This window comes from Xenorhabdus mauleonii, assembly GCF_900113945.1.
In the GTDB taxonomy this organism is placed as follows: Bacteria; Pseudomonadota; Gammaproteobacteria; order Enterobacterales; family Enterobacteriaceae; genus Xenorhabdus; species Xenorhabdus mauleonii.
On sequence record NZ_FORG01000026.1, the window covers coordinates 27908 to 49450 of the forward strand.

The 21543-nt window shown below is 46.5% G+C and carries 18 protein-coding genes and 1 riboswitch; of the genes, 8 read left to right on the forward strand and 10 right to left on the reverse strand.

Annotated features, from left to right (window positions below; genetic code table 11):
• Positions 1 to 75: 75 nt before the first annotated feature.
• The 6 genes from malT to BM100_RS18340 all read left to right on the forward strand — a co-directional run bounded on the left by malT (position 76) and on the right by BM100_RS18340 (position 8131).
• Positions 76 to 2790, forward strand: a complete 2715-nt coding sequence (gene malT / locus BM100_RS18315) for an HTH-type transcriptional regulator MalT (RefSeq protein WP_092513601.1) — start codon at positions 76 to 78, stop codon at positions 2788 to 2790.
• Between the two features lie 295 nt (positions 2791 to 3085).
• On the forward strand, positions 3086 to 4348 hold the full coding sequence (locus tag BM100_RS18320) for a class-III pyridoxal-phosphate-dependent aminotransferase (RefSeq protein ID WP_092513603.1): 1263 nt from the start codon (positions 3086 to 3088) through the stop codon (positions 4346 to 4348).
• Positions 4348 to 5409: a zinc-dependent alcohol dehydrogenase gene (locus BM100_RS18325; protein ID WP_092513605.1), complete on the forward strand. Its 1062-nt coding sequence runs from the start codon at positions 4348 to 4350 to the stop codon at positions 5407 to 5409. The genes BM100_RS18320 and BM100_RS18325 overlap by 1 nt, the downstream gene beginning before the upstream one ends.
• 80 nt (positions 5410 to 5489) lie before the next feature.
• Positions 5490 to 6152: an HAD family hydrolase gene (locus BM100_RS18330; protein ID WP_092513637.1), complete on the forward strand. Its 663-nt coding sequence runs from the start codon at positions 5490 to 5492 to the stop codon at positions 6150 to 6152.
• A gap of 213 nt (positions 6153 to 6365) precedes the next feature.
• Entirely contained in the window at positions 6366 to 7517 is a 1152-nt protein-coding gene (locus BM100_RS18335; RefSeq protein ID WP_092513607.1) for an MFS transporter, read from the forward strand.
• 14 nt (positions 7518 to 7531) lie between these two features.
• A complete protein-coding gene (locus BM100_RS18340) occupies positions 7532 to 8131 on the forward strand; it encodes a DUF1349 domain-containing protein (protein ID WP_092513609.1) in 600 nt (199 codons plus the stop codon).
• Between the two features lie 27 nt (positions 8132 to 8158).
• Here BM100_RS18340 and BM100_RS18345 read toward each other — a convergent pair whose 3' ends face one another.
• The 9 genes from BM100_RS18345 to BM100_RS18385 all read right to left on the reverse strand — a co-directional run bounded on the left by BM100_RS18345 (position 8159) and on the right by BM100_RS18385 (position 16823).
• A complete protein-coding gene (locus tag BM100_RS18345; protein WP_338066841.1) occupies positions 8159 to 9490 on the reverse strand; it encodes a type II toxin-antitoxin system HipA family toxin in 1332 nt (443 codons plus the stop codon).
• Positions 9487 to 9843, reverse strand: a complete 357-nt coding sequence (locus tag BM100_RS18350; RefSeq protein WP_092513613.1) for a helix-turn-helix transcriptional regulator — start codon at positions 9841 to 9843, stop codon at positions 9487 to 9489. Before BM100_RS18350 ends, BM100_RS18345 begins: the two co-directional genes overlap by 4 nt.
• Positions 9844 to 10238: 395 nt before the next feature.
• Positions 10239 to 11363, reverse strand: coding sequence for a 2-iminoacetate synthase ThiH (gene thiH, locus BM100_RS18355; RefSeq protein ID WP_092513615.1), 1125 nt, complete (start codon positions 11361 to 11363; stop codon positions 10239 to 10241).
• Positions 11360 to 12127, reverse strand: coding sequence for a thiazole synthase (locus tag BM100_RS18360; protein WP_092513617.1), 768 nt, complete (start codon positions 12125 to 12127; stop codon positions 11360 to 11362). The genes thiH and BM100_RS18360 overlap by 4 nt, the downstream gene beginning before the upstream one ends.
• An 18-nt stretch (positions 12128 to 12145) precedes the next feature.
• Positions 12146 to 12346, reverse strand: coding sequence for a sulfur carrier protein ThiS (gene thiS, locus BM100_RS18365; RefSeq protein ID WP_092513619.1), 201 nt, complete (start codon positions 12344 to 12346; stop codon positions 12146 to 12148).
• Positions 12343 to 13167, reverse strand: coding sequence for a HesA/MoeB/ThiF family protein (locus tag BM100_RS18370; RefSeq protein ID WP_092513621.1), 825 nt, complete (start codon positions 13165 to 13167; stop codon positions 12343 to 12345). The genes thiS and BM100_RS18370 overlap by 4 nt, the downstream gene beginning before the upstream one ends.
• A complete protein-coding gene (gene thiE / locus BM100_RS18375) occupies positions 13161 to 13835 on the reverse strand; it encodes a thiamine phosphate synthase (protein WP_092513639.1) in 675 nt (224 codons plus the stop codon). The genes BM100_RS18370 and thiE overlap by 7 nt, the downstream gene beginning before the upstream one ends.
• Positions 13819 to 15855, reverse strand: a complete 2037-nt coding sequence (gene thiC / locus BM100_RS18380) for a phosphomethylpyrimidine synthase ThiC (RefSeq protein ID WP_420855328.1) — start codon at positions 15853 to 15855, stop codon at positions 13819 to 13821. Before thiC ends, thiE begins: the two co-directional genes overlap by 17 nt.
• Positions 15856 to 15970: 115 nt before the next feature.
• A riboswitch (TPP riboswitch) is annotated at positions 15971 to 16095 on the reverse strand.
• A 56-nt stretch (positions 16096 to 16151) separates the two neighbouring features.
• Complete coding sequence (locus BM100_RS18385) at positions 16152 to 16823, reverse strand: HAD family hydrolase (protein WP_092513623.1); 672 nt, start codon at positions 16821 to 16823, stop codon at positions 16152 to 16154.
• Between the two features lie 142 nt (positions 16824 to 16965).
• Here BM100_RS18385 and nudC point away from each other — a divergent pair, with 142 nt between their 5' ends.
• Positions 16966 to 17733 (forward strand): NAD(+) diphosphatase, encoded by a 768-nt coding sequence (nudC, locus tag BM100_RS18390; protein WP_175494979.1) that lies wholly within the window; start codon positions 16966 to 16968, stop codon positions 17731 to 17733.
• A 171-nt stretch (positions 17734 to 17904) separates the two neighbouring features.
• On the opposite strand, the gene dcp is transcribed toward nudC, so the two are convergent.
• A complete protein-coding gene (gene dcp / locus BM100_RS18395; RefSeq protein WP_092513625.1) occupies positions 17905 to 20085 on the reverse strand; it encodes a peptidyl-dipeptidase Dcp in 2181 nt (726 codons plus the stop codon).
• Positions 20086 to 20477: 392 nt separating this feature from the next.
• On the opposite strand from dcp, the gene hemE reads away from it, so the two are divergent.
• Positions 20478 to 21542: a uroporphyrinogen decarboxylase gene (gene hemE, locus BM100_RS18400; protein WP_092513627.1), complete on the forward strand. Its 1065-nt coding sequence runs from the start codon at positions 20478 to 20480 to the stop codon at positions 21540 to 21542.
• The last annotated feature ends 1 nt before the right edge of the window (position 21543 follow it).

Sequence of the window (21543 nt, forward strand, 5' to 3'; positions counted from 1 at the left end):
GAAGCAAGTGGCTTTATCGCATAGGGAAAAATTCTGGTATCCGTTTCATTCATTGCTTAAGAGGGGAGAAAATTAATGCTTATCCCATCGAAACTCAGTCGCCCAGTTCGCTTGAACAATATGGTCATGCGAGAACGTTTGTTGGAAAAATTCAATGAAGCACAGGGCCATCGCTTGGTGTTGGTAACCAGCCCTGCGGGGTATGGCAAAACAACCCTGATGGCACAGTGGGCTGCAGGACAGGAGAATCTGGGATGGTATTCCCTTGATGACAGTGATAATCAACCGGAGCGTTTTGCCAGTTATTTGATTGCGGCTATTCAGCAAGCCACGCAAGGTCACTGCGTAAAAAGTGAAATTCTGGCCCAGAAGCATCAATATGCCAATTTATCGGCCTTGTTTGCTCAATTGTTTATTGAGCTAAGCGAATGGCAACAACCGATTTTTTTGGTGATTGATGATTACCATTTGATAGCCAATGAAGTTATCCATGAAGCGATGCGTTTCTTCCTCCGCCATCAACCAGAAAATCTGACTCTAATGATTTTGTCCCGCCATTTGCCATCGTTGGGGATTGCTAACTTGCGAGTGCGTGAACAGTTATTGGAAATTGATAGCCAGCAACTGGCCTTTGATTATCAGGAAACTCAGCAATTTTTTGCCAAGCGTTTGGCTAATCCGCTGGATGCCGATAATTGCAAGCAATTGTGTAATGACGTTGCAGGATGGGCAACCGCATTGCAACTGATCGCCCTTTCTGCCCGCCAATCAGGAAATACAGCTGAAATGTCAGCCAAACGCCTTTCGGGAATCAATGCCAGTCATCTGGCCGATTATCTTGTGGATGAGGTGTTAAATCGTGTTGATCAGGCAACACGAGATTTTTTGCTGCACAGTTCAATCTTGCGCTCCATGAATGATGGCTTGATTGTTTGTCTGACGGGAGAGGAAAACGGTCAGCAACGCCTTGAAGATATTGAGCGCCAGGGGTTATTTATCCAACGTATGGATGATTTCGGCGAATGGTTCTGCTTTCATCCCTTGTTCGCTTCATTTTTACGGCAGCGTTGCCAATGGGAAATTGCCGCGAAATTGCCGGAATTGCACAGAGCAGCCGTAAAAGGATGGTTGATGCAGGGGTATCCGGGAGAGGCCATTCACCATGCTCTTGCCGCGGGCGATACGGTATTGCTGCGTGACATTTTGTTGCAGCATGCCTGGGAATTATTTAATCACAGCAAACTGTCCCTTCTGGAAGAGTGCATGAATGCGCTGCCGTATGAACAGCTATTGGAAAGCCCCCGCCTCGTATTGTTACAGGCGTGGCTGGCACAAAGCCAGCATCGGCATTACGAAGTGAATGCATTGTTGAATCAGGCCGAGCAATCATTGAAGCAAAAGCAGATAGATATTGAACCTGAACTGCTGGCGGAGTTTGATGCCTTGCGCGCCCAAGTGGCTATTAACGATGGTCGGCCGGATGATGCCAATGCCTTGGCTGAAAAGGCGCTGGCAACGTTACTGCCCGATAATCAATATGGCCGCATTGTGGCGATGTCGGTGAAAGGGGAGGTATTGCATTGCAATGGGCAACTGACCAGTGCATTGGCTTTGATGAAGCAGACGGAACAGCTGGCTCGGCTTTGTCATGTTTATCACTATGCTTTATGGGCATTGTTGCAACAAAGTGAGATTTTACTGGCTCAGGGCTATTTGCAGGCAGCCTATGATATGCAAACCCATGCGTTTGATCTGATCCGTGAGCAGCATCTGGAACAATTACCGATGCATGAATTTTTGCTGAGGATTCGCTCGCAGCTTTTGTGGTGTTGGGCGCGAATTGACGAATCAGAAGAGTCCGCACGTCGGGGGCTGGAAGTGCTGTCCAATTTCCAGCCTCAACAGCAATTGCAATGTTTGGCCCAGCTCGCGAAATGCTCTTTGGTACGGGGGGATATTGATAATGCCCGTCGTCATTTGTCCCGCTGCGAAAATTTGTTGAATAATGGCCATTACCATCGTGACTGGCGAACAAACACGGATAAATTGCGTGTCATCATTTGGCAGGGGCTGGAGGATAGCCATTCTGCAACGCAATGGTTATTGCAGGCTGAACGACCTGAAAGTTTCTGTAATCATTTTAACCAGAACCAATGGCGTAATATTGCCCGTGCACAAATATTGCTGGGCCAATATGACGGAGCCGAATCCATCTTGAATAAGCTGAATGCCTACGCCAGAGAACTGTCACTTATCAGTGACTTGAACCGTAATCTCCTACTGTGCAACTTGCTTTACTGGCAGCAGGGAAACAAGGCCGAAGCACAGAGTATTTTGATGGAAGCCTTGAGTTTAGCGAATCGTACAGGGTTCATCAGTCATTTTGTTATGGAAGGGGAACTTATGGCGTTGCAGTTACGCCAGCTTATTCAACTCAATATCTTGCCTGAAATGGAACAACACCGTGCGCAGCGTATTCTGCGGGAAATAAACCGCCAGCACCGGCATAAATTTGCGCATTTTGATGAGGCTTTTGTTGAGCAACTACTTAATCATCCTGATGTGCCGGAGCTTATTCGCAATAGTCCACTTACCCAGCGAGAATGGCAAGTTTTAGGATTGATCTATTCAGGTTACAGCAATGATCAAATTGCGGCTGAATTAGATGTGGCTGCGACGACTATCAAAACGCATATACGAAATCTATATCAAAAAATGGGTATTACTCATCGACAAGAAGCTATTCATCAAGCTCAAACTTTAATGAAAATGATGGGGCTGGGAATTTAATTATTGTTTCTAATGCTGTTTTTTTATAGTTAATTAACACTATTTAATTAAGTTTTACCTACTATTATCTAATGGTGTTGAATATTTATTAATTCTTGGTGTTTGTTTTTTTATTATTCTAAAAATAGATTGATTAGCTAGTGTGTAATATTAAAAATATAAATTAACTTTTAAAAAGCACTTAATTTTTTTTGTGGCCTTTTTATATTCGAAATAAAATTTAAATGGGATTAATCTATCTCATCGCAACAAGTGCATTTGTAATCATTTATATGACTAATAGTGGTGAGTAACTATGGATAATAAGAATCATCTAGAAACAATGCTTTCTCGTTTTACCGGGAATGGCCCTTATTTAATTATTGATGGAGAAGAATATATTGATGCGGCATCAGGGACGTTTAATTTGCCGTTTGGTTATACGAATCATAGAATATCAGAAAAGCTTAAACAGCAAATTGATAGATGTACGCATTTAAGCTCGGCTTACACATATGAAATGTCACAATTTATTTTAACCAAATTACAGCGACATACCCCGGAAGGAATAAATAGAATTTGGTTGAGAGATGTCTCCGGCTCTGGCGCGGTAGAATGCGCTATCAGAATATCGCAAAAGGCAACAGGGCGCTCAGGTGTTATTTCATTCTTTCTTGCTCACCACGGTCAATCTCTTGCGACAGCACAGATTTCGGGTAATGCATTTAGAATTAAAAACTTCCATATCAATATTGATGGATCAATAAAGATCCCTGCACCAGAAAGTGTATTTTCAGAATCTTCTTTAGGTGAAGATAACTATGTTAATTCAGAACAATTTGTTGATTTAGAACAATTCATTCAATTAGGCTCTAGCGATAATATTGCATGTTTGATTATTGAACCTATTCAAGGGAATGGCGGAAATATTGTTTTCCCTGTGGAGTTTTACCGGAAGGTCAGGGAGATTTGCAGTAAATATGGCATTATCGTTATTGCCGATGAAGTACAGACCGGCTTTGGCCGTACCGGAACTTTTTTTGCATCAACGGGTTATGCCAAGGAATTAGAGCCAGATATCATCGTATTCGCCAAAGGTGCCGGCGGAATAGGTATTCCGACGGGAGGAGTGCTGATGCGCCAGTCACTGGATGTACTGGAGTCATTTGAACATTCCAGCACTTCCGGGGCGAACCCCCTTTCTTTAATCGCTCTCAATGAATCCATCGACATTATTGAAGATGAACATATTTTAGAAAATGTTCAGAAAAATGAGGCCTGCTTACGCGATGGGTTGTTGAAGCTACAGAGCAAATATCCAGAGATCACCGGGGTCAGGGGTGTGGGCTACATGTATGGCTTTGATACGCCAAGCCCGGAATTTGCTGCACAGGTAATTGCAACCGCCAATCGCCACCATCTGATTGTACGTGGTTCCCGTTATGGTAAAGGGAGAGCAATCAAAGTGCGCCCGCCACTGATTTGCACGCAGGAACACCTCAATGAAATCCTGCATAAGCTGGATCTGACTTTCTCTGAATTATCAACCACCTCTCGAACAATTGGGGAGACTGCATAATGTTAGTACTTAAATACCACCAAGCATGGGACGTCCGGACTCAACAAGTTGAGGCATTGTCTTGCATCGAACCTGATGATGTTGTTGTTGATATTGCGGTATGCGGTATTTGCGGTACAGATGTTGGGATCATCACAGGTTCTTATCCGGTGGCTGTGCCGGGAACGACACTAGGTCATGAAACCGCAGGAATAGTTGCTCAAATTGGTAGTAGTGTGACTCAGTTTCAAGTTGGGGATCGTGTTGTCATCAATCCGACTTATTCTTGCGGGCATTGTCGGATGTGTGAAACCGGAAATCCTAACCATTGTGAAGATAAATTCGGCACGGAAGCGGGAGTTTCCTATGATGGCGCGTTTGCAGGCCAATATTTGGCAAAAGAGAATTTACTGATCAAGCTAGATGCACATGTCAGCATGGAAGAGGCTTCGTTAACGGAACCACTGAGCTGCACATTGACAGGTGTAGATAAACTGGGAATTACCCATACCAATATCCGTGCGGTAGTCGCTGGGGCCGGCCCAATGGGCATGCTATATATTTGGGCGCTGTATGAGCGTGGTGTCAAGGCATTCATGGTTGAGAAAAATGAAAGTCGCATTCAGTTCGCCAAAAATAATTTACCGCCGGAGTGCCGCCTGTATTCAGATTTTGATGAAGCATTGATACAGGAATATGGCGATAAATCTACGTTGATCGATTTGTGCGTGGATACTACCGGGCAATTGACTGAATATATTTTTGACCATCTGGCTCCCGGTGGGAAATTGCTGAATGTGGCGCTGAAAGACAAACATGCCACTTTAGACATCATGAAAATTGCGGATAAAAGCCTTTCTGTCATTGGTTCCATTGATTCATTGAACAACAGCTTTGATCGCGCCTATGCCATGATCCGTGATGGCGTCATTCCTGTCAGCCGTTTGGTTAGTCATGTCTTTGATTTTGAAGATTACGAGCAGGCTTTCCTTACCGTTGGTTGTGATCTTGCGGCCAAAAAACAAGTGCCTCTCAGTACGCCAAATTGCAAGGTGCTGATACGTATGTCCCATCTCAAATGATGAGCTGTTTTGTAAGGTTGTTTTCGATGAATAGTGTGAATGCGATGAATAGTTTGAATGTAATGAATGGCTTGAATGTGATGAATGGAATGAACGTCATTTTTGATATTGATGGCGTCATTGTCGATAGTGAACAGCTACACTTTGATGTGTTGATTGATGTGGTTTCTGATGTATTGGGTGAGCAGGCACCAAGTCAATTGGGGAGTATCCAGCCGGAGGAATTAATTGGATTAAGCCTGACAGAAACGTTAGATGAAATTGGCTGCCCATCATCAATGCAGCCAGAGGTTACCTCAAGGATTATTTCGCACTATCAAGAAAAGTTGTCTGCACATTATCTTCGTCCCGGGATAGCTAATTTAATTGCTGCCTTGCAAGAGAACGGCGTTAATTTTGGTTTCGTTTCTACTGCTCCACGGGATGTATGTCTGGCTAACCTGAGCTTGTTGGCGCTACATGAGCCACCAGCCTTGATTTCTGGCGATGATGTGGAAAAAACCAAGCCGTTTCCGGATCCCTATCTGGCAATGCTGAAACTAAAAGCGATGGATATTCGGCAGACATTAGTGATTGAAGATACAGATTTGGGAATTGCTGCGGCAAAACAAGCAGGCATTCCGTGGATATATGCCTGGCCCCATGCTCTATCAGTGGGAGAACAATATGAGCAGGCCTCTAGCATTATTGTGACGTTAGCCGATATTCCTCAGTTTGCTGAAATCAAGGACAGGTTAATGTGATACTTTTGTGAGCATTTCTTGCAAGCATTTTTTTCTAGTGTTTTTAAATATTTTTAGTGTTTTTTAAACAATAGTGGATGTCCATTTAATGCCCTTCGCCAAAGTAGGTGGAGGGCATCTTTAGTGGATATGATTTCAAGTGTAATTAACTTAGCGAATAGCGAATATCGCTTGGGTGGATGAAGTTTGGCAGTCAGAGTTTGGAGGTATAAATTGACTGAGGAATATACCGTTTCATCGATAAAACAGCCTATGACGGCAACGCGGATCGCATTTTTTATTGCGGGATTCAGTATTGCAAGTTGGGCTCCGCTGATCCCGTTGGTAAAAGATCGTCTGGGCATGAGTGATGGTTCAATGGGCGTGTTGATATTAGTATTTGGTATCGGCTCTTTCATTATGATGCCCATTGCTGGCATGTTGGCGACCCGTTATGGTTGCCGAAAAATTTTTACTTTCTTTGCGTTGCTGGCAATTTTGATCTTACCGCTGCTGAGTGTTCTCTCAACGCCAGTGGCACTGGCCTGCGCTTTGTTTGTGTTCGGTGCGGGTATCGGGGCGTCAGATGTCGTTATCAATATCCATGCAGTAAACATTGAGAAAAAAGCACACCAGCCAATCATGTCGGGTTTCCATGCATTGTTCAGCTTGGGGGGCATCGCAGGTGCGGGGTCTGTCAGCCTCATGTTGTTTATGGAAGTTCCACCTCTTCATGTCACTATCGTGGTAGCGCTACTTGTCATTTTGTTGCTGTTGCCGGCGTGGAATGGGTTGCTGGATAACACTGAAACAGAAGAAACGCCATTTTTCGTCTTGCCGCATGGCATTGTTATCCTGATTGGCACTCTCTGCTTTATTGTTTATTTAATGGAAGGTTCCATGTTGGATTGGAGTGGGATCTTGCTAAGTAGTGTGCATAATATGGACAGTCATCAGGCTGGCTTTGGCTATACTTTGTTTGCCATTACCATGACATGCGGGCGCTTTCTGGGTGACAGGATCATTGCTGCATTCGGTTATCGGCGTGTGTTTTTGGGAAGTGCGATATTGGCAACATCGGGGTTTTTCCTGATTTATCTGGCAACGGGTATGGTTCAGCTAGGCATTTCTTTTCTGATGATAGGTGCTGGGCTATCTAATTTGGCCCCGATGTTTTTCACTGCTTCAGGCCAACAAAAAGTGATGCCTGATGCGTTGGCGGTTTCGGCCATCTCGACAATGGGGTATTCAGGCATTCTGCTTGGGCCAGCAATTATCGGTGGTTTGGCTCATCAAGTCACACTGCATGGTGCGTTTGCTTGTATTGCTGTGCTTTCTCTTTCATTGTTAGCGGGATATGGCTTGATTAACCCTACCAAGAAATAACGGGATAAAGATTGATGAATTTGCAGCAATGTCATTGGTTGAATGAGCCTGCCGCATGGCAGTCTCAGGATGGTGCGCTTCATGTCACGACAGATAATAAAACCGATTTCTGGCGTAATACATGGTATGGCTTTCAGCGTCATAGTGGTCACGTATTTGGTGGCAATATTGATGATTTTGAATTTGATGAAGGTTTTACCCTCCAATTGTGCATCGAAGCCCAATTCGAGCAATTGTATGATCAGGCAGGCATCATGCTGCTGGTGGATGAACAACATTGGCTGAAGGCAGGAATTGAGTACTCTGACGGGCAGGCTACGATTGGTAGTGTGCTGACGAATGAGGGATCTGACTGGGCGATGGGGCTTTTTCCGGGCAATCCGGAGAAATTCTGGTTACGTCTCACTTATGGTGACAATGTTATCCGCTTGCAGTATTCCACTGATGGAGTGACATGGCCGCTACTGCGATTGTCTCCTTTTGTGGTTGGCGAGCAGCAGCGTATTTTTGTCGGGGCTATGTGCTGTTCCCCTGAGCGTGAAGGATTGCAGGTGAAATTCTCCGATTTCAGGCTGACGTCATCAATGAATAAACACCTGCATGATTTAACTTAGTGGTTTCATTAAAAAATAATGGCTCCACTAAAAATTTAGGCGAAGGTTGGAATTAATTTCTTCAATCAGTGATATTGGAACTTCATTCTCTTTGGCTAACTTGGGCCAAAGAGAAACACTCTCTTTGATTTCTTCCAGCAATTCATTAACGTACTTCTTAGTAAAGCGTCGGGATGTATCCTCAAAGGAATAGAAATCTTCCCGGACGAAATTGTCTCTCTTGTTGTTAATTGTCATCCAGTGGCTGTTAACCCATTTGCTCCCGGGTTTGTAGCTGTAGGCAAGGTCATATGCTGGTGAGAGACGCCATTTTCCTTCGTTATCCATTAGAAAAGCAAAGTTCTTTGAGTGATCATCGTGATTTCTGGCGATCACATTGAATACCATTCTGCGGAAGAGTTGGTCAGCCTCTTTGAAGCTTAATTGGAGTTCGCGTACGACATGAAACAATTCATAATAGGAATAGAGTCCGGGTTTTTTGTAGTCCACATGTGCAATAGCATTAAGGGTCTGCATATGAATTTTTTTGTTGCCTACCCTATCAAAACGCTGGGTTAAAAAATGGCGTCTCTCCCCTTCATTGAGTAACCGGGAAGGTGCCATATTAATGCCTGCGTTGGTTGCCATCAGATAATAGACGTATTCCATGGCACCATATCCCATGGGATCGCCGAAAGTCTCTTTCCCCTGATGATGCTCTGATACACCATCAAATTTCATAAGATAGTGTGTAAACCCCTCTGGTACTTCTACCTGTCCAGATCTGACTGCTGTGAAGGTTTCATTGAATGCAAGAACAGCCTTGGGCCTTGCTCCGCCGGCACTCATACCTACTTGTAACAGGTGTTTCATTGCTTCTGCATCTTCAGTTCCATTATGTGGCAGTTCAGCATGAAAGTGGTGGCGTGTATCCAATACAGATTGTGCAACCTTGACGAGTTCTGCTAAGGCAACATTTTGTGAAGAATTTAAGCCTTTTATTTTGGTATTGGAAGGATAGTATTCTAAAGCGCCCATGCCACGTTTTCCTGTATATTGCAGGCGTTGCAGAGGGGTAATATTTGCTGGGTTTTTGCCTTGTCTGGCGAGCCAAGAATTGAGGACGGCATTACCAAAATCATCAGGTAGTGAATCGGCGAGCATTCCGGGCAGGCCACGGAAAGTGTCATAATTCAAATTGGGAAACATGAATATCTTGCCTGAATCTGCCTGTTTAAGAGGCATTTTCAGTGGAGCCAGATTTAATCCTCTCTCTATAAAAGAACGTTCATATTCAAATGATCCGAGGCCTTTTTCTACATCAAAGGCGACAGCACCGACATCTATACCTTGATATTTAATTTTGATGAATTCATTCACCAGTCTGCCCCTTCATTAGCTCCAACCGAGTTTTTTGTATCTGTTTCCTGTTGCTCACCAGTTGCCCTTTGCCGGATATGGCCTTGCATTTTTGCCAACTGGACAGGGGATAGTGGCTGTGGGGGAATGAAGAGATCGAGTTGTTCCGTCAAGTTGAGGGCATTAAGGATGAGCAGTACAGTCTCAAGGGATGCATGGCCTTTTTCTGCATTACTGATGATACGGCGGTTAACACCTATGGCGTCGGATAATGTTTGCTGTTTGATATTCTTATTAAGGCGAGCTTGACGAAGGCGATGCCCAAGTTCTTCCTGCTGTTTTTTGATTTCACTGAAAGTAACATGTCTGATCATCTGAATGTTCCCCTCTATGACGATTTTTACTGAGTCAGGCTGATAAATGAAATTTGCTTACAACAGTATCATACCTCTCATGATGCTTTGATTATAGTATGTGCATATATTTACCCATTATCTGCTTTTTTTATTTTTATGTGCATTTATATACGCATAATCTAACTTTGTTATCCATTGGTGTATACCCTATTAACTCCAAGTTTCAGGAAGCAACGTATTATCATCCCGCGTCGCGGGATGATAATACATGCACCTTGAAGTACGACGCGTATAATGTGTATTTTATGACCTATTAATGGCTTTTTATCTCATTGTGGCCTTATTTTTGCGCATTAACATTAAAAGTGAAATGCTGCCGTCGCAGCGCTTCAAATAACGATTTCTCAAGATAGTTACCGACCTAAATAACTGTCCCAATCTTTCCAGACCGGTTGTAAACCGGATTTAACCAAAGCGTTGGCAACCTGAGATACAGAGCGATTATCGTGAGGCGCAAATTGCTCCAATTCGTGATGGTCATCGGCATAACCACCCGGTTGGGTTTTGGAACCGGCGCTGATGTTATTGATAGCCAGCGGTACGACATTATCCCGAAAGAAGGGGGATTCACGGGTAGAGAGGGAAAGTTCCACATCCGGTGCCAGTAGGCGGAAAGCGCAAATCAGTTGCACCAACTCCGCTTCATTCATCGTTGAAGCCGGTTCAATACCGCCAGCACAGGGGCGCAACCGCGGGAAAGAAATGGAATAACGGCTTTTCCAGAAATGCTTTTGCAGGAACAGCAGATGCTCTGCCACCATATAACAATCAGTTCGCCAATTGTGGGAAAGCCCTATCAATGCCCCCAGCCCAATTTTATCGACTCCGGCTCGCCCAAGACGTTCTGGCGTTTCCAGCCGCCAGTGAAAATCCTGTTTTTTACCTTTCAAGTGATGCAATTGGTAGCTGGGTTGATGATAGGTTTCTTGGTAGACCATTACGCCATCCAGTCCCAATGTTTTCAGCTCTGCATACTCGTCTTGCGCCAGCGGTTGGACTTCCATTGTCACAGAGCTGAAATGGCGATGTATCAGGGGTAAATAGCGGCGAAAGTAATCCATGCCAACTTTATTCTGGTGCTCTCCGGTTACCAGCAGAATATGCTCAAACCCCTGTTTTTTCAGAGCGAGGCACTCCGCTTCTATTTCCTGTTCATTTAGTGTCTTGCGTTTAATGTGGTTACTCATGGAGAAGCCACAATAAGTACAGTCGTTGGCACATAGATTGGAAAGGTAAAGTGGGATAAAAAATCCCACAGTATTGCCAAAGCGTTGGCGGGTTAGCTGTTGGGCGCGTTGGGCTAGTGGTTCAAGATAAGGCAGCGCTGCGGGGGAGAGCAAAGCCATGAAATCGTCGGGTGTCAGACGTTCTCGGGTCAGGGCATGTTCAACGTCCCGGGATGTTTTACTGTTGATGCTCAGGGTGATGTCATCCCAATCCAGTTGTTCCCAGTGCTGACGAAATGTGTTGCTTGTCATAATGCCTCCAGAAAATCGGTCAGCGGGCTGGAGGCTTCTGCGTAGGATTTTTGGCTCGCTACGCCGGCCTGATGTGAAAGTTCTCCGGCTTCAATGGCGGTTTTGAACGCCTGAGCCATTTTGACCGGATGGCGGGCAACCGCGATGGCCGTGTTGACCAATACGGCATCCGCCCCCATTTCGATAGCTGCCAATGCGTGGCTCGGTGCTCCGATTCCGGCATCAACAACAACGGGAACACTGGCCTGCTCAATGATAATTTGCAGAAAGTCACGGGTCAGCAACCCCTTGTTGGAGCCAATGGGCGCTCCCAATGGCATGACAGCTGCACAGCCAACTTCTTCCAGCCGTCGGCACAGAACGGGATCTGCGCCGCAGTAAGGCAGGACGATAAATCCTTCCTTTACTAATTGCTCCGCAGCTTTCAGCGTTTCAACCGGATCGGGCAGCAGGTATTTGACGTCGGGATGGATCTCGAGTTTAACCCAGTCAGTGCCTAGAGCTTCCCGAGCAAGGCGGGCGGCGAATATAGCCTCTTCCGCAGTTTTGGCACCAGAAGTATTGGGCAGTAGTTTGACGCCTAACTGTTGCAGTGGCGCGAGAATGCCATCGTCATTACCATGCAGGTCGATGCGTTTCATCGCCATAGTCACTAATTGGCTGCCAGAGGCGCGGATCGCTTCGATCATTAATTCTGCATTGGCGAATTTGCCTGTTCCGGTGAACAGGCGAGAGTGAAAGTGGGTATCAGCAATCTTTAACATAATGAGCCTCCAACGATATCAGCCACCAGCGATGGCCTGAAACAGCAAGATATTGTCCCCGTCATTAATCTGATGGATATGCCACTCTGAGCGCGGAATAATCGTCTGATTAACGGCCAGAGCGGTGCCAGATTGCGTGCGCTGTAAGTGTTCAAGCAATTGCTGGATTGTGAGGGGCGCACTGAGTGTGATCGGTTGATCGTTGACAATGATGTTCATGCGACTTCTTTTCCTGCCTTGTTTATTCCGCTTGCAGCCATGTCGATACCGTCTTTTGCGATGACGGCGTTTTCGGCAAGCGACTGGCAAATCGGGCACTGTGATGAACGGGTGAGCTGCAATGTGCTCCAGCTCTGCTGTTTGCCATCAAATAACCGGAGCTTTCCACTCAAAGGAGAAGGAAGCCCTGCCAGCATTTTGATTGCTTCCAATGATTGCAATGTGCCAATCACACCCACAATGGGACCTAATACTCCGGCCGTCCGGCAATTGCGCTGAGGCTCTTCTTGGTCTGGATACAGGCAGGCATAGCAGCCATGCTGGTAAGGCGGCTCGAATACCATGAGTTGCCCGCTGAAACCAACGGCACTGCCGCTGATAAGCGGTTTGTTTGTCTCGATGCAGGCTGCATTTATTGCATGGCGGGTTGACATGTTGTCGCTGCAATCCAGCACTAAATCGACCTGATTGGCGGCGTGAATCAAAGATGCGTGATCTTGCCGCTCGGTCAATTTTGTTATCGTAACCAGCGGATTTAAATCAGCCAGTTTTTGGGCGGCCAATTGCGCTTTATTGGCAGGAATATCCGTTGTTCGATAGAGAATTTGACGTTGCAGATTTGAGATGTGTAATTCGTCATCATCGGCAAGATAAAGATTTCCTACACCCGCAGCCGCAAGATAGAGTGCCGCAGGCGCGCCCAATCCACCGAGTCCGACGATCAGCACCTTGCTGGCTTTTAATTTTTCCTGTCCTTCTGGGCCAATGTCTTCCAATAGCAACTGGCGACTGTAACGCATAAATTCTTGATCATTTAACATAAAAGCCCCCGATCTTGACCTTCAACCAAATGAAGTAATCTGGCTGTTACCTGCCGCCAGTCTTTTGCTTTTGTGATGGCACTGACCAATGCCACGCCGCCAACGCCCGTTGCAACCACATCCGGTACGTGTTCCAGTGAGATGCCGCCGATGGCGACTGTGGGGAATTCCGGCGTGATATCCACTTGATGCCTGAGCGCTTCAAGCCCCTGTGGCGATGAAGGCATTTCTTTCGTCGTAGTGGGAAAAATATGCCCCAGAGCAATATATGAGGGGCGCAGGGATTTCGCCCGCGCCAGTTCATGTTGGTCATGGGTGGAAATCCCCAGACGCAGCCCCGCTTGCTGGATGGCACTGAGATCGGCGGTATCCAGATCTTCCTGCCCTAAATGCACACCGTAGGCACGGTGTTTGATAGCCAGTTGCCAATAATCGTTAATGAATAAGCGGGCATGGTAGTGCTGGCCGAGTGCGATGGCGGATTGAATGTCTTTCTCTACCTGTTCTTCCGATTTATCTTTGATGCGCAGTTGCAGGGTTCTGACACCTGCTTCCAATAATCGCTCAATCCATGTCAGGGAATCCACGACAGGATACAGCCCTAAACGATGTGCTGTTGGGGCAAAAGGAGCAAGTTGGGGCGCTGATGCGTCAGGCTGATTTTTCATGGTTTGGCCTTGCATGGCTCACCTCCGCCGTACTTTTTTCTACACGGTGATAGAGTTCACTGCCACGGGCGCGGAATTCTTCTGACATATGTTCCATTCCTGCTTCTTTCTCCAGTTTTGCTGCGTAATCCCGCACATCTTGCGTGATCTTCATGGAGCAGAATTTTGGCCCACACATAGAGCAGAAATGGGCCACTTTGCCGGATTCTTGCGGCAGGCTTTCATCGTGGTAAGAACGGGCTGTTTCAGGATCGAGCGCCAGATTGAATTGATCTTCCCAACGGAACTCAAAACGGGCTTTTGACATGGCATTGTCGCGGATTTGGGCGCCGGGATGGCCTTTGGCAAGATCTGCCGCATGAGCCGCGATTTTATAAGTAATCAGTCCCTGTTTGACATCTTCCTTGTTAGGTAAGCCAAGATGCTCTTTGGGGGTGACATAACACAGCATGGCACATCCAAACCAGCCAATCATGGCAGCGCCGATGCCGGAGGTGAAATGGTCATAACCGGGAGCGATATCTGTCGTCAATGGCCCCAAGGTATAGAATGGCGCTTCGTGGCAATGTTCCAGCTCTTCCGTCATATTGCGGCGGATTAATTGCATCGGGATATGCCCCGGCCCTTCAATCATAACCTGAACATCGTATTCCCAAGCGATTTTGGTCAGTTCACCGAGAGTATGCAGTTCAGAAAACTGCGCTTCATCATTGGCATCTTGAATGGAACCCGGACGCAGGCCATCTCCTAAGGAAAGGGAAACGTCATAAGCGGCACAGATTTCACAGATTTCGCGGAAGTGGGTGTAGAGGAAATTTTCCTGATGATGGGAGAGGCACCATTTCGCCATGATGGAACCACCACGGGAAACAATCCCTGTCAGACGCTTGGCTGTCATCGGGACATAACGCAGCAGTACACCGGCATGAATGGTGAAATAATCCACTCCTTGTTCTGCCTGCTCCAGTAATGTATCGCGGAACATTTCCCATGTCAGGTTTTCTGCTACGCCGTTGACTTTTTCCAGCGCTTGGTAAATCGGGACGGTTCCGATGGGCACCGGGCTGTTGCGCAGTATCCATTCACGGGTTTCGTGGATGTAGCGCCCGGTAGAGAGATCCATGACGGTATCTGCGCCCCAGCGGGTAGACCAAATCAGTTTTTCAACTTCTTCCTCAATTGAGGATGTGACGGAAGAATTACCAATATTGGCATTCACTTTCACCAGAAAATTGCGGCCGATAATCATTGGCTCGGATTCGGGGTGGTTAATGTTGGCGGGAATAATCGCACGACCGGCGGCAACTTCTTGGCGGACAAACTCGGGTGTGATGTTTTCCGGTAAATTAGCGCCAAAATTTTGCCCCGGATGTTGCTGGAGCAGAACTTCACCACGGATACGTTCGCGACCCATATTTTCGCGCAGGGCGATAAATTCCATTTCCGGCGTGATGATCCCTTGGCGCGCATAATGCAATTGGGTAACGCACTGGCCTTGCTTGGCTTTCCGTGGATGCGGGCGATGGTGAAAGCGCAGGTGATCCAGCCCGGCATCCGCAAGGCGCTGTTGGGTGAAATCGGAACTGAGAGCGGAAACAGACTCAGTATCATTGCGCTCATCAATCCATGTCTGGCGGAGTTTTTGCAAACCTACTTGGACATCCAGTGTGGATTCAAGATCGCCATAAGGGCCGGAGGTGTCATAAACGGGTACAGATTCATTTTCCTCAAATTGAGGATGCTCTTTTGTGCCGCCGATTAATGTTGGTGAAAGCTGGATTTCCCGCATCGGAACCTGAATGTCCTTGCGTGATCCTTCCAGATAAATACGACGTGAATTGGGAAATGCCACGCCTTGGATCGAATTGATAAATTCCTGTGCGGCGTCCCGTTGGGCTTTACGAGTCCGGGCCGGAGGAGCTTTAGGGGAAAGATCCGTTGCAGGGATGATATCAGGGGTGGAGATGGCGCTGTTTTGGGTGGTAGAAATAGTACGGTTTTTATTAATAGCATTAGACATAGCAAATTCCTGACTGTGATGAGTTGAGAAAATTGCTTGTCTGGAGCTCGCAGGGAGTAATGCTTAATGCTGATGAGTATTTGTACTGGGTGTAGAGGTACGTGATACTGGCAGCGGGATGATTACTCTTGTTCCCTTCGCGGGTATTAGCCCGATCAGGTTCTGCGGATCCCGAATAAACGGTCTCAGCCCGTGTCCACCGTGATATACGCTGAACGCTAGGCACTCCGACAAGAAAAACACCCCAGAGTATAAAGAGGATTATAAAAACTACAACCTTTAGTGTGGTTGTGGGGCTAGTCTAGTTGCAACGACCAATTCAATGCCCTCCATCCACGTGCATCGGCTTCTGATTGTAATCTGGGGTCAGCATTGACAGTAAATACTTCATCAGCGAATAAGCACATGGGCAGGTCATTGATGGAATCGGTGTAGAATGAAATATGTTGTGGTGATAAAGCATGTTCTGCGAGCCAATGCTTTAAACGAGTCACTTTTCCTTCACGGAAAGCGGGGATCCCCTGAATAGTGCCAGTATAGCAACCCTCTTCCATCACCATATCAATCCCCAGTGCGGCTTGTACGCCAAATGCCTCCGCAATTTTCTTCACTACAAATGAAACGGTGGCGGAAATAATAATGATGGGGATGTGTTGTTGTCGGTAAATTTCCAGTTGTTGCAGGGCAGCGGGATAAAACAACGGCCTGATTTTAGTATCGACAAAATCTGTCAGCCAAATGTCTACCTGTTCATGGGGAACCTGATGCAGAGCCTGCAAGCAAAATGCCAGATATTTGTGCATATCCAGCTTGCCTGCATTGTAGTCAATGATCATCTCCTGATCGGCTTCAAGAAAACGGGGATCAGTGATGATTTTTTTCTCCCATAGATATTGAGTCCATAACTGACTGGAATCTCCACAAATCAGTGTTTCATCCAGATCAAATACGGCAATTTGCTGTGGCATGTCGGCTATTCCTTTGATAAACATTTATTAGTTTGGCTAATGTAACAGATTGCAGACGGGAGATAATGAAAAGAGTATGCTGGATGTGAACAAACGCCATAACGCCATAACGACGATGGCATAACTCATGATGGAACAGATAATGCAACAGAAATTAACCGGTATAGAACAAGGCTGGTGGATTGTCAGTCTTGAAAATCGAGTGTGGCTGCCACAGGGAGAGTTGCCGTCAGGTACTGCTGAACACTGGTCATTGCAAGGTCATATCGCGCAACCTATTGGTGAGTGGCAGGGAGAAACTGTTTGGCTAGTTCGCCATAAAATGGCTTCAGATATGTCTTCTTCCCGTCTGATGGCTGACAGGGATGTTAAATTGTTTCAATTAGTCGGGCGTGGTGTTCAATTAGCTGAATTTTATCGTTCACACCACTATTGTGGCTATTGTGGCCATGAAATGCAGCATAGCCAGCACGAATGGGCTTGTCTGTGCAGCCATTGCAACGAGCGTTACTACCCGCAAATTGCCCCCAGCATTATTGTTGGTATCCGTCGCGATGACCATATTTTGCTGGCACAGCATCAGCGCAGTAAAAATGGCATGCACAGTGTACTTGCCGGATTTGTTGAAGTCGGTGAAACATTGGAAGAAGCCGTACATCGTGAAGTGATGGAAGAGAGCGGGATTAAGATCCGTAACTTGCGTTATGTTACATCGCAACCCTGGCCTTTTCCTAACTCAATGATGGTGGGATTTCTGGCCGATTATGACAGCGGTGAAATTACCGTTGATCCGGTGGAGCTTGTCAGTGCAGATTGGTATCACTACGACAACCTTCCCTTTATCCCTTCCTCTGATACGATTGCCCGCCGTTTAATTGAAGATACGGTGGCGCTGTGTCGTCAGCAGTGAGGTTAATCGCGCGATAAGATAAGTTGTTCAGTGTCTTGACCCACTGATTTTCTTTTCACTGACGATTGATTTTCACCAACTAATTACGCGTAGCAACGCGATGTTAAAAATAAAAACCCTCGCCTGTATTGGGCGAGGGCTTAGGATATATCAGCGGGTTGGTTTTATTCTTTATAGCCCCCGATTTTTCAGCATCGGTTCAATGCTTGGTGGTTTGCCGCGCCAGTTGATATACAGTTTTTCCAAGTCTTCACTATTGCCACGCGACAATATTTTATCGCGGAAAATCTGCCCGTTCTCTCGCGTCAAGCCACCATGTTCGGTAAACCAGGCAAAAGCATCGTCTGACAGCATTTTCGTCCACAGATAAGCATAATAACCGGCAGCATAACCGCCACCCCAAATGTGCTTGAAGTAGCTGGAACGATAGCGAGGCGGCACGTAGCTGAGAGCAATGTTGTCTTGCTTCAGTGAGCTGGCTTCAAACTTGTCCACATCCTGCTGTGGCTGATCTGCGGTCAGTGTATGCCAGTGCATATCCAGCAACGCCGCTGACAGCAACTCAGTCATGGCATAACCGGAGTTGAATTTTTCAGCTTTATTGATCTTATCCACCAGCGCTTGCGGCATGGCTTCACCCGTTTGGTAATGTTTGGCGTAATTGGCAAACACTTTTGGATCTTGTGCCCAAAACTCATTCAATTGTGAGGGGAATTCCACAAAATCACGGGCGGTACTAGTGCCGGACAGGCTCGGATATTCCTGGGAGGCAAACATGCCATGCAGGGCATGCCCAAACTCATGGAACATGGTAACTACGTCATCATACGACAAGAGGGCGGGTTGGCCCGGTGCAGGTTTGGTAAAATTGGTCACGTTGTAAATGACTGGCTTGGTTCCGAGGAGGTGGGATTGGTCGACAAAAGTACTCATCCAAGCACCGCCATTTTTGTTGTCACGTGTATAGTAATCGGTATAAAACAGCGCTAGCGGTTCTCCGTTTTTATCGAAAATTTCATACACGCGAACATCGGGCTGATAAACCGGAATGTCTTTGCGTTCTTTAAAGGTAATGCCATACAGCAGATTGGCGGCATAGAACACACCATTGTTCAAAACGTTATTAATCTCGAAATAAGGTTTAATCTGAGATTCATCCAAATCATATTTTGCTTTGCGTACCTGCTCGGCGTAAAACGGCCAATCCCAAGCCTCCAGTTTGAAGTTTCCTTTCTGTTGATCAATTACGGCCTGAATGTCTTTGGCTTCATTTTTAGCGCGTGCGGTTGCCGCCGGTACGATATCTCGCAAAAATTTCAAGGCGGCTTCAGGCGTTTTTGCCATCTGGTTTTGGAGTTTCCACGATGCAAAGTCAGCAAAACCCAGCAGCTTGGCCTTTTCTGCACGCACTTTCGCTAACCGGGCCAAGGTCTGACGTGTGTCAGTATTGTCACTTCTTTCAGCCCGGTTCCACGATGCTTCAAATAATGCCTTGCGCGTATCGCGATTTTTCAGGTCTTGCAGGCTGGGTTGCAGAGTGGTGTTTTGCAATGCCAGCAGCCACTGTTTGTCCAGCTTGCGTTCACTGGCCGCGTGTGCAGCCGCGGCAATTTCTCCATCAGACAGACCGGCCAGCAAATTTTTGTCTTTGATCGTCAGCGCCCCATTTTTGGTTGCCGCCAGCAGCTTGTTGCTAAACTGGGTACTGAGTGAAGCGGCTTCTTGGTTCAACGCCTTTAATTTGGCTTTATCCGCATCAGACAGGTTGGCTCCTGCTAACTCGAAATTCTTATATGTCACTTCTACCAATCGACGTGATTCCGGATCCAGATTCAATGTATCGAGCTGTTGGTAAATGGTTTTGATGCGGTTGAACAGCTTGTCGTTCAACATCATTTCATCATTCATCGCTGCCATTTTGGGTGAAACTTCTTCGTTCAGCTTTTGTAATCCATCCGTGGTGTTAGAGGAGGACATCGCCCAAAATACGTTCATCACCCGTGCCAGTGTTTCACCCGATTTTTCCAGTGCGGCAAATGTATTTTCAAAATCAGGAGGGGCTGGATTGTTGGCGATCTTCTCTATTTCCTCCAGTTTTTGCTTAATACCCACCGCAATGGCTGGCGCATAGTCTGTCTCTTTTATTTTATCGAATGGAGGTGCCTGAAACGGCAGTACACTCGGGGAGAGGAAAGGGTTTTTGTATTGTTGGTTCGCGTCATTGGTCACATTCAGTTCCTTTATCTGAGCACTTGATGCGTTTGAGTGGCCAGAACCCGGTTTATTCTCTTCGGCCTGCGCCTGAGTGCCCAGTGCCAAGCCAATAGACAGTACTAAAATAGATAAGCGCATTAGTCGAAATTCCTCCATGTGGATCTAATAGGTTATTTATCAATGAAAATAACGTCATAAGCGTTTTGATACAGTCGATTAACCACAGTCAATTAACTAACGTAAACAATCTATCCAACGATTAACTAAGGTGCGAACTAATGAGGGGTTATGGCATTGCGCAACGATGCTGCTTCGGTATAACACTTGTATAACATTGAGTTAACATCATGGTCGCGATTGATCAGCGTGCATAGTCCTTGTTACGAATTTTGTGATTCTGTACATAAATTTTTTTCATCTAAAAGGCGATTTGAAACACGGGGGGATATTTATTGGTAGTCACGACGGAAGTTCGGTTTCCGACGTGTTATCATGCGGGCGCTTTTTGTTGATAATCAAGGGAGCCTGTCATGAATGAGTTGAAAAACGACCGCTATCTGCGTGCCTTATTGCGTCAGCCTGTTGATATTACACCTGTATGGATGATGCGTCAGGCCGGTCGGTATTTACCTGAATATAAAGCTACGCGTCAGGAGGCGGGAGATTTCATCTCATTGTGCAAAAACACTGAGCTGGCTTGTGAAGTCACGCTTCAACCTTTGCGTCGTTTCCCGCTGGATGCGGCTATCTTATTTTCCGATATCTTGACTATTCCCGATGCTATGGGGCTGGGCCTCTATTTTGAAGCGGGAGAAGGGCCACGTTTCCATTCTCCGATTATGAATTATGCCGATGTGGCAAAGTTGCCTGTGCCAGATCCAGAGCAAGAGCTGGGATATGTCATGAATGCGGTGCGTGCCATCCGCAAGGCGCTGGCAGGGGAAGTGCCCCTGATCGGTTTTTCTGGCAGCCCGTGGACACTGGCAACGTATATGGTTGAAGGGGGAAGCAGTAAAGCTTTCACCAAAATTAAGGCCATGATGTATGCAGAGCCTGCCACATTGCATATGCTACTGGATAAATTGGCAAACAGCGTTATTCTATATTTGAACGCGCAGATAAAAGCGGGCGCTCAATCTGTCATGATTTTCGATACTTGGGGTGGTGTGTTGTCCCATCGCGATTATCTGGAATTTTCTTTGCAATATATGCATAAAATCGTGGATGGATTGATCCGTGAGCATGAAGGTCGCCGTGTGCCTGTTACCCTGTTTACCAAAGGGGGAGGCCAGTGGCTTGAGGCGATGGCGGCAACAGGGTGTGATGCGCTAGGGTTGGATTGGACAACGAATATTGCTGACGCGCGTCGCCGTGTCGGGGATAAGGTAGCGTTGCAGGGGAATATGGATCCCTCCATGCTATATGCCCAACCGGCACGAATCGAAGAAGAAGTTTCGACTATCTTGCAGGACTTCGGGGCTGGCAGTGGGCACGTTTTCAATTTGGGGCACGGCATTCACCAGGATGTTCCACCAGAGCATGCTGGTGTGTTTGTTGAGGCCGTTCATCGGCTTTCAGCAAAATATCATCAATAAA

Coding starts and splice junctions, on each gene's coding strand:
- malT (WP_092513601.1), top strand. CDS start 76: ATGCTTATCCCATCGAAACTCAGTCGCCCAGTTCGCTTGAACAATATG.
- BM100_RS18320 (WP_092513603.1), top strand. CDS start 3,086: ATGGATAATAAGAATCATCTAGAAACAATGCTTTCTCGTTTTACCGGG.
- BM100_RS18325 (WP_092513605.1), top strand. CDS start 4,348: ATGTTAGTACTTAAATACCACCAAGCATGGGACGTCCGGACTCAACAA.
- BM100_RS18330 (WP_092513637.1), top strand. CDS start 5,490: ATGAATGGAATGAACGTCATTTTTGATATTGATGGCGTCATTGTCGAT.
- BM100_RS18340 (WP_092513609.1), top strand. CDS start 7,532: ATGAATTTGCAGCAATGTCATTGGTTGAATGAGCCTGCCGCATGGCAG.
- BM100_RS18350 (WP_092513613.1), bottom strand. CDS start 9,843: ATGATCAGACATGTTACTTTCAGTGAAATCAAAAAACAGCAGGAAGAA.
- thiH (WP_092513615.1), bottom strand. CDS start 11,363: ATGACAAGCAACACATTTCGTCAGCACTGGGAACAACTGGATTGGGAT.
- BM100_RS18360 (WP_092513617.1), bottom strand. CDS start 12,127: ATGTTAAAGATTGCTGATACCCACTTTCACTCTCGCCTGTTCACCGGA.
- thiS (WP_092513619.1), bottom strand. CDS start 12,346: ATGAACATCATTGTCAACGATCAACCGATCACACTCAGTGCGCCCCTC.
- BM100_RS18370 (WP_092513621.1), bottom strand. CDS start 13,167: ATGTTAAATGATCAAGAATTTATGCGTTACAGTCGCCAGTTGCTATTG.
- thiE (WP_092513639.1), bottom strand. CDS start 13,835: ATGAAAAATCAGCCTGACGCATCAGCGCCCCAACTTGCTCCTTTTGCC.
- thiC (WP_420855328.1), bottom strand. CDS start 15,855: ATGTCTAATGCTATTAATAAAAACCGTACTATTTCTACCACCCAAAAC.
- BM100_RS18385 (WP_092513623.1), bottom strand. CDS start 16,823: ATGCCACAGCAAATTGCCGTATTTGATCTGGATGAAACACTGATTTGT.
- nudC (WP_175494979.1), top strand. CDS start 16,966: ATGCAACAGAAATTAACCGGTATAGAACAAGGCTGGTGGATTGTCAGT.
- dcp (WP_092513625.1), bottom strand. CDS start 20,085: ATGCGCTTATCTATTTTAGTACTGTCTATTGGCTTGGCACTGGGCACT.
- hemE (WP_092513627.1), top strand. CDS start 20,478: ATGAATGAGTTGAAAAACGACCGCTATCTGCGTGCCTTATTGCGTCAG.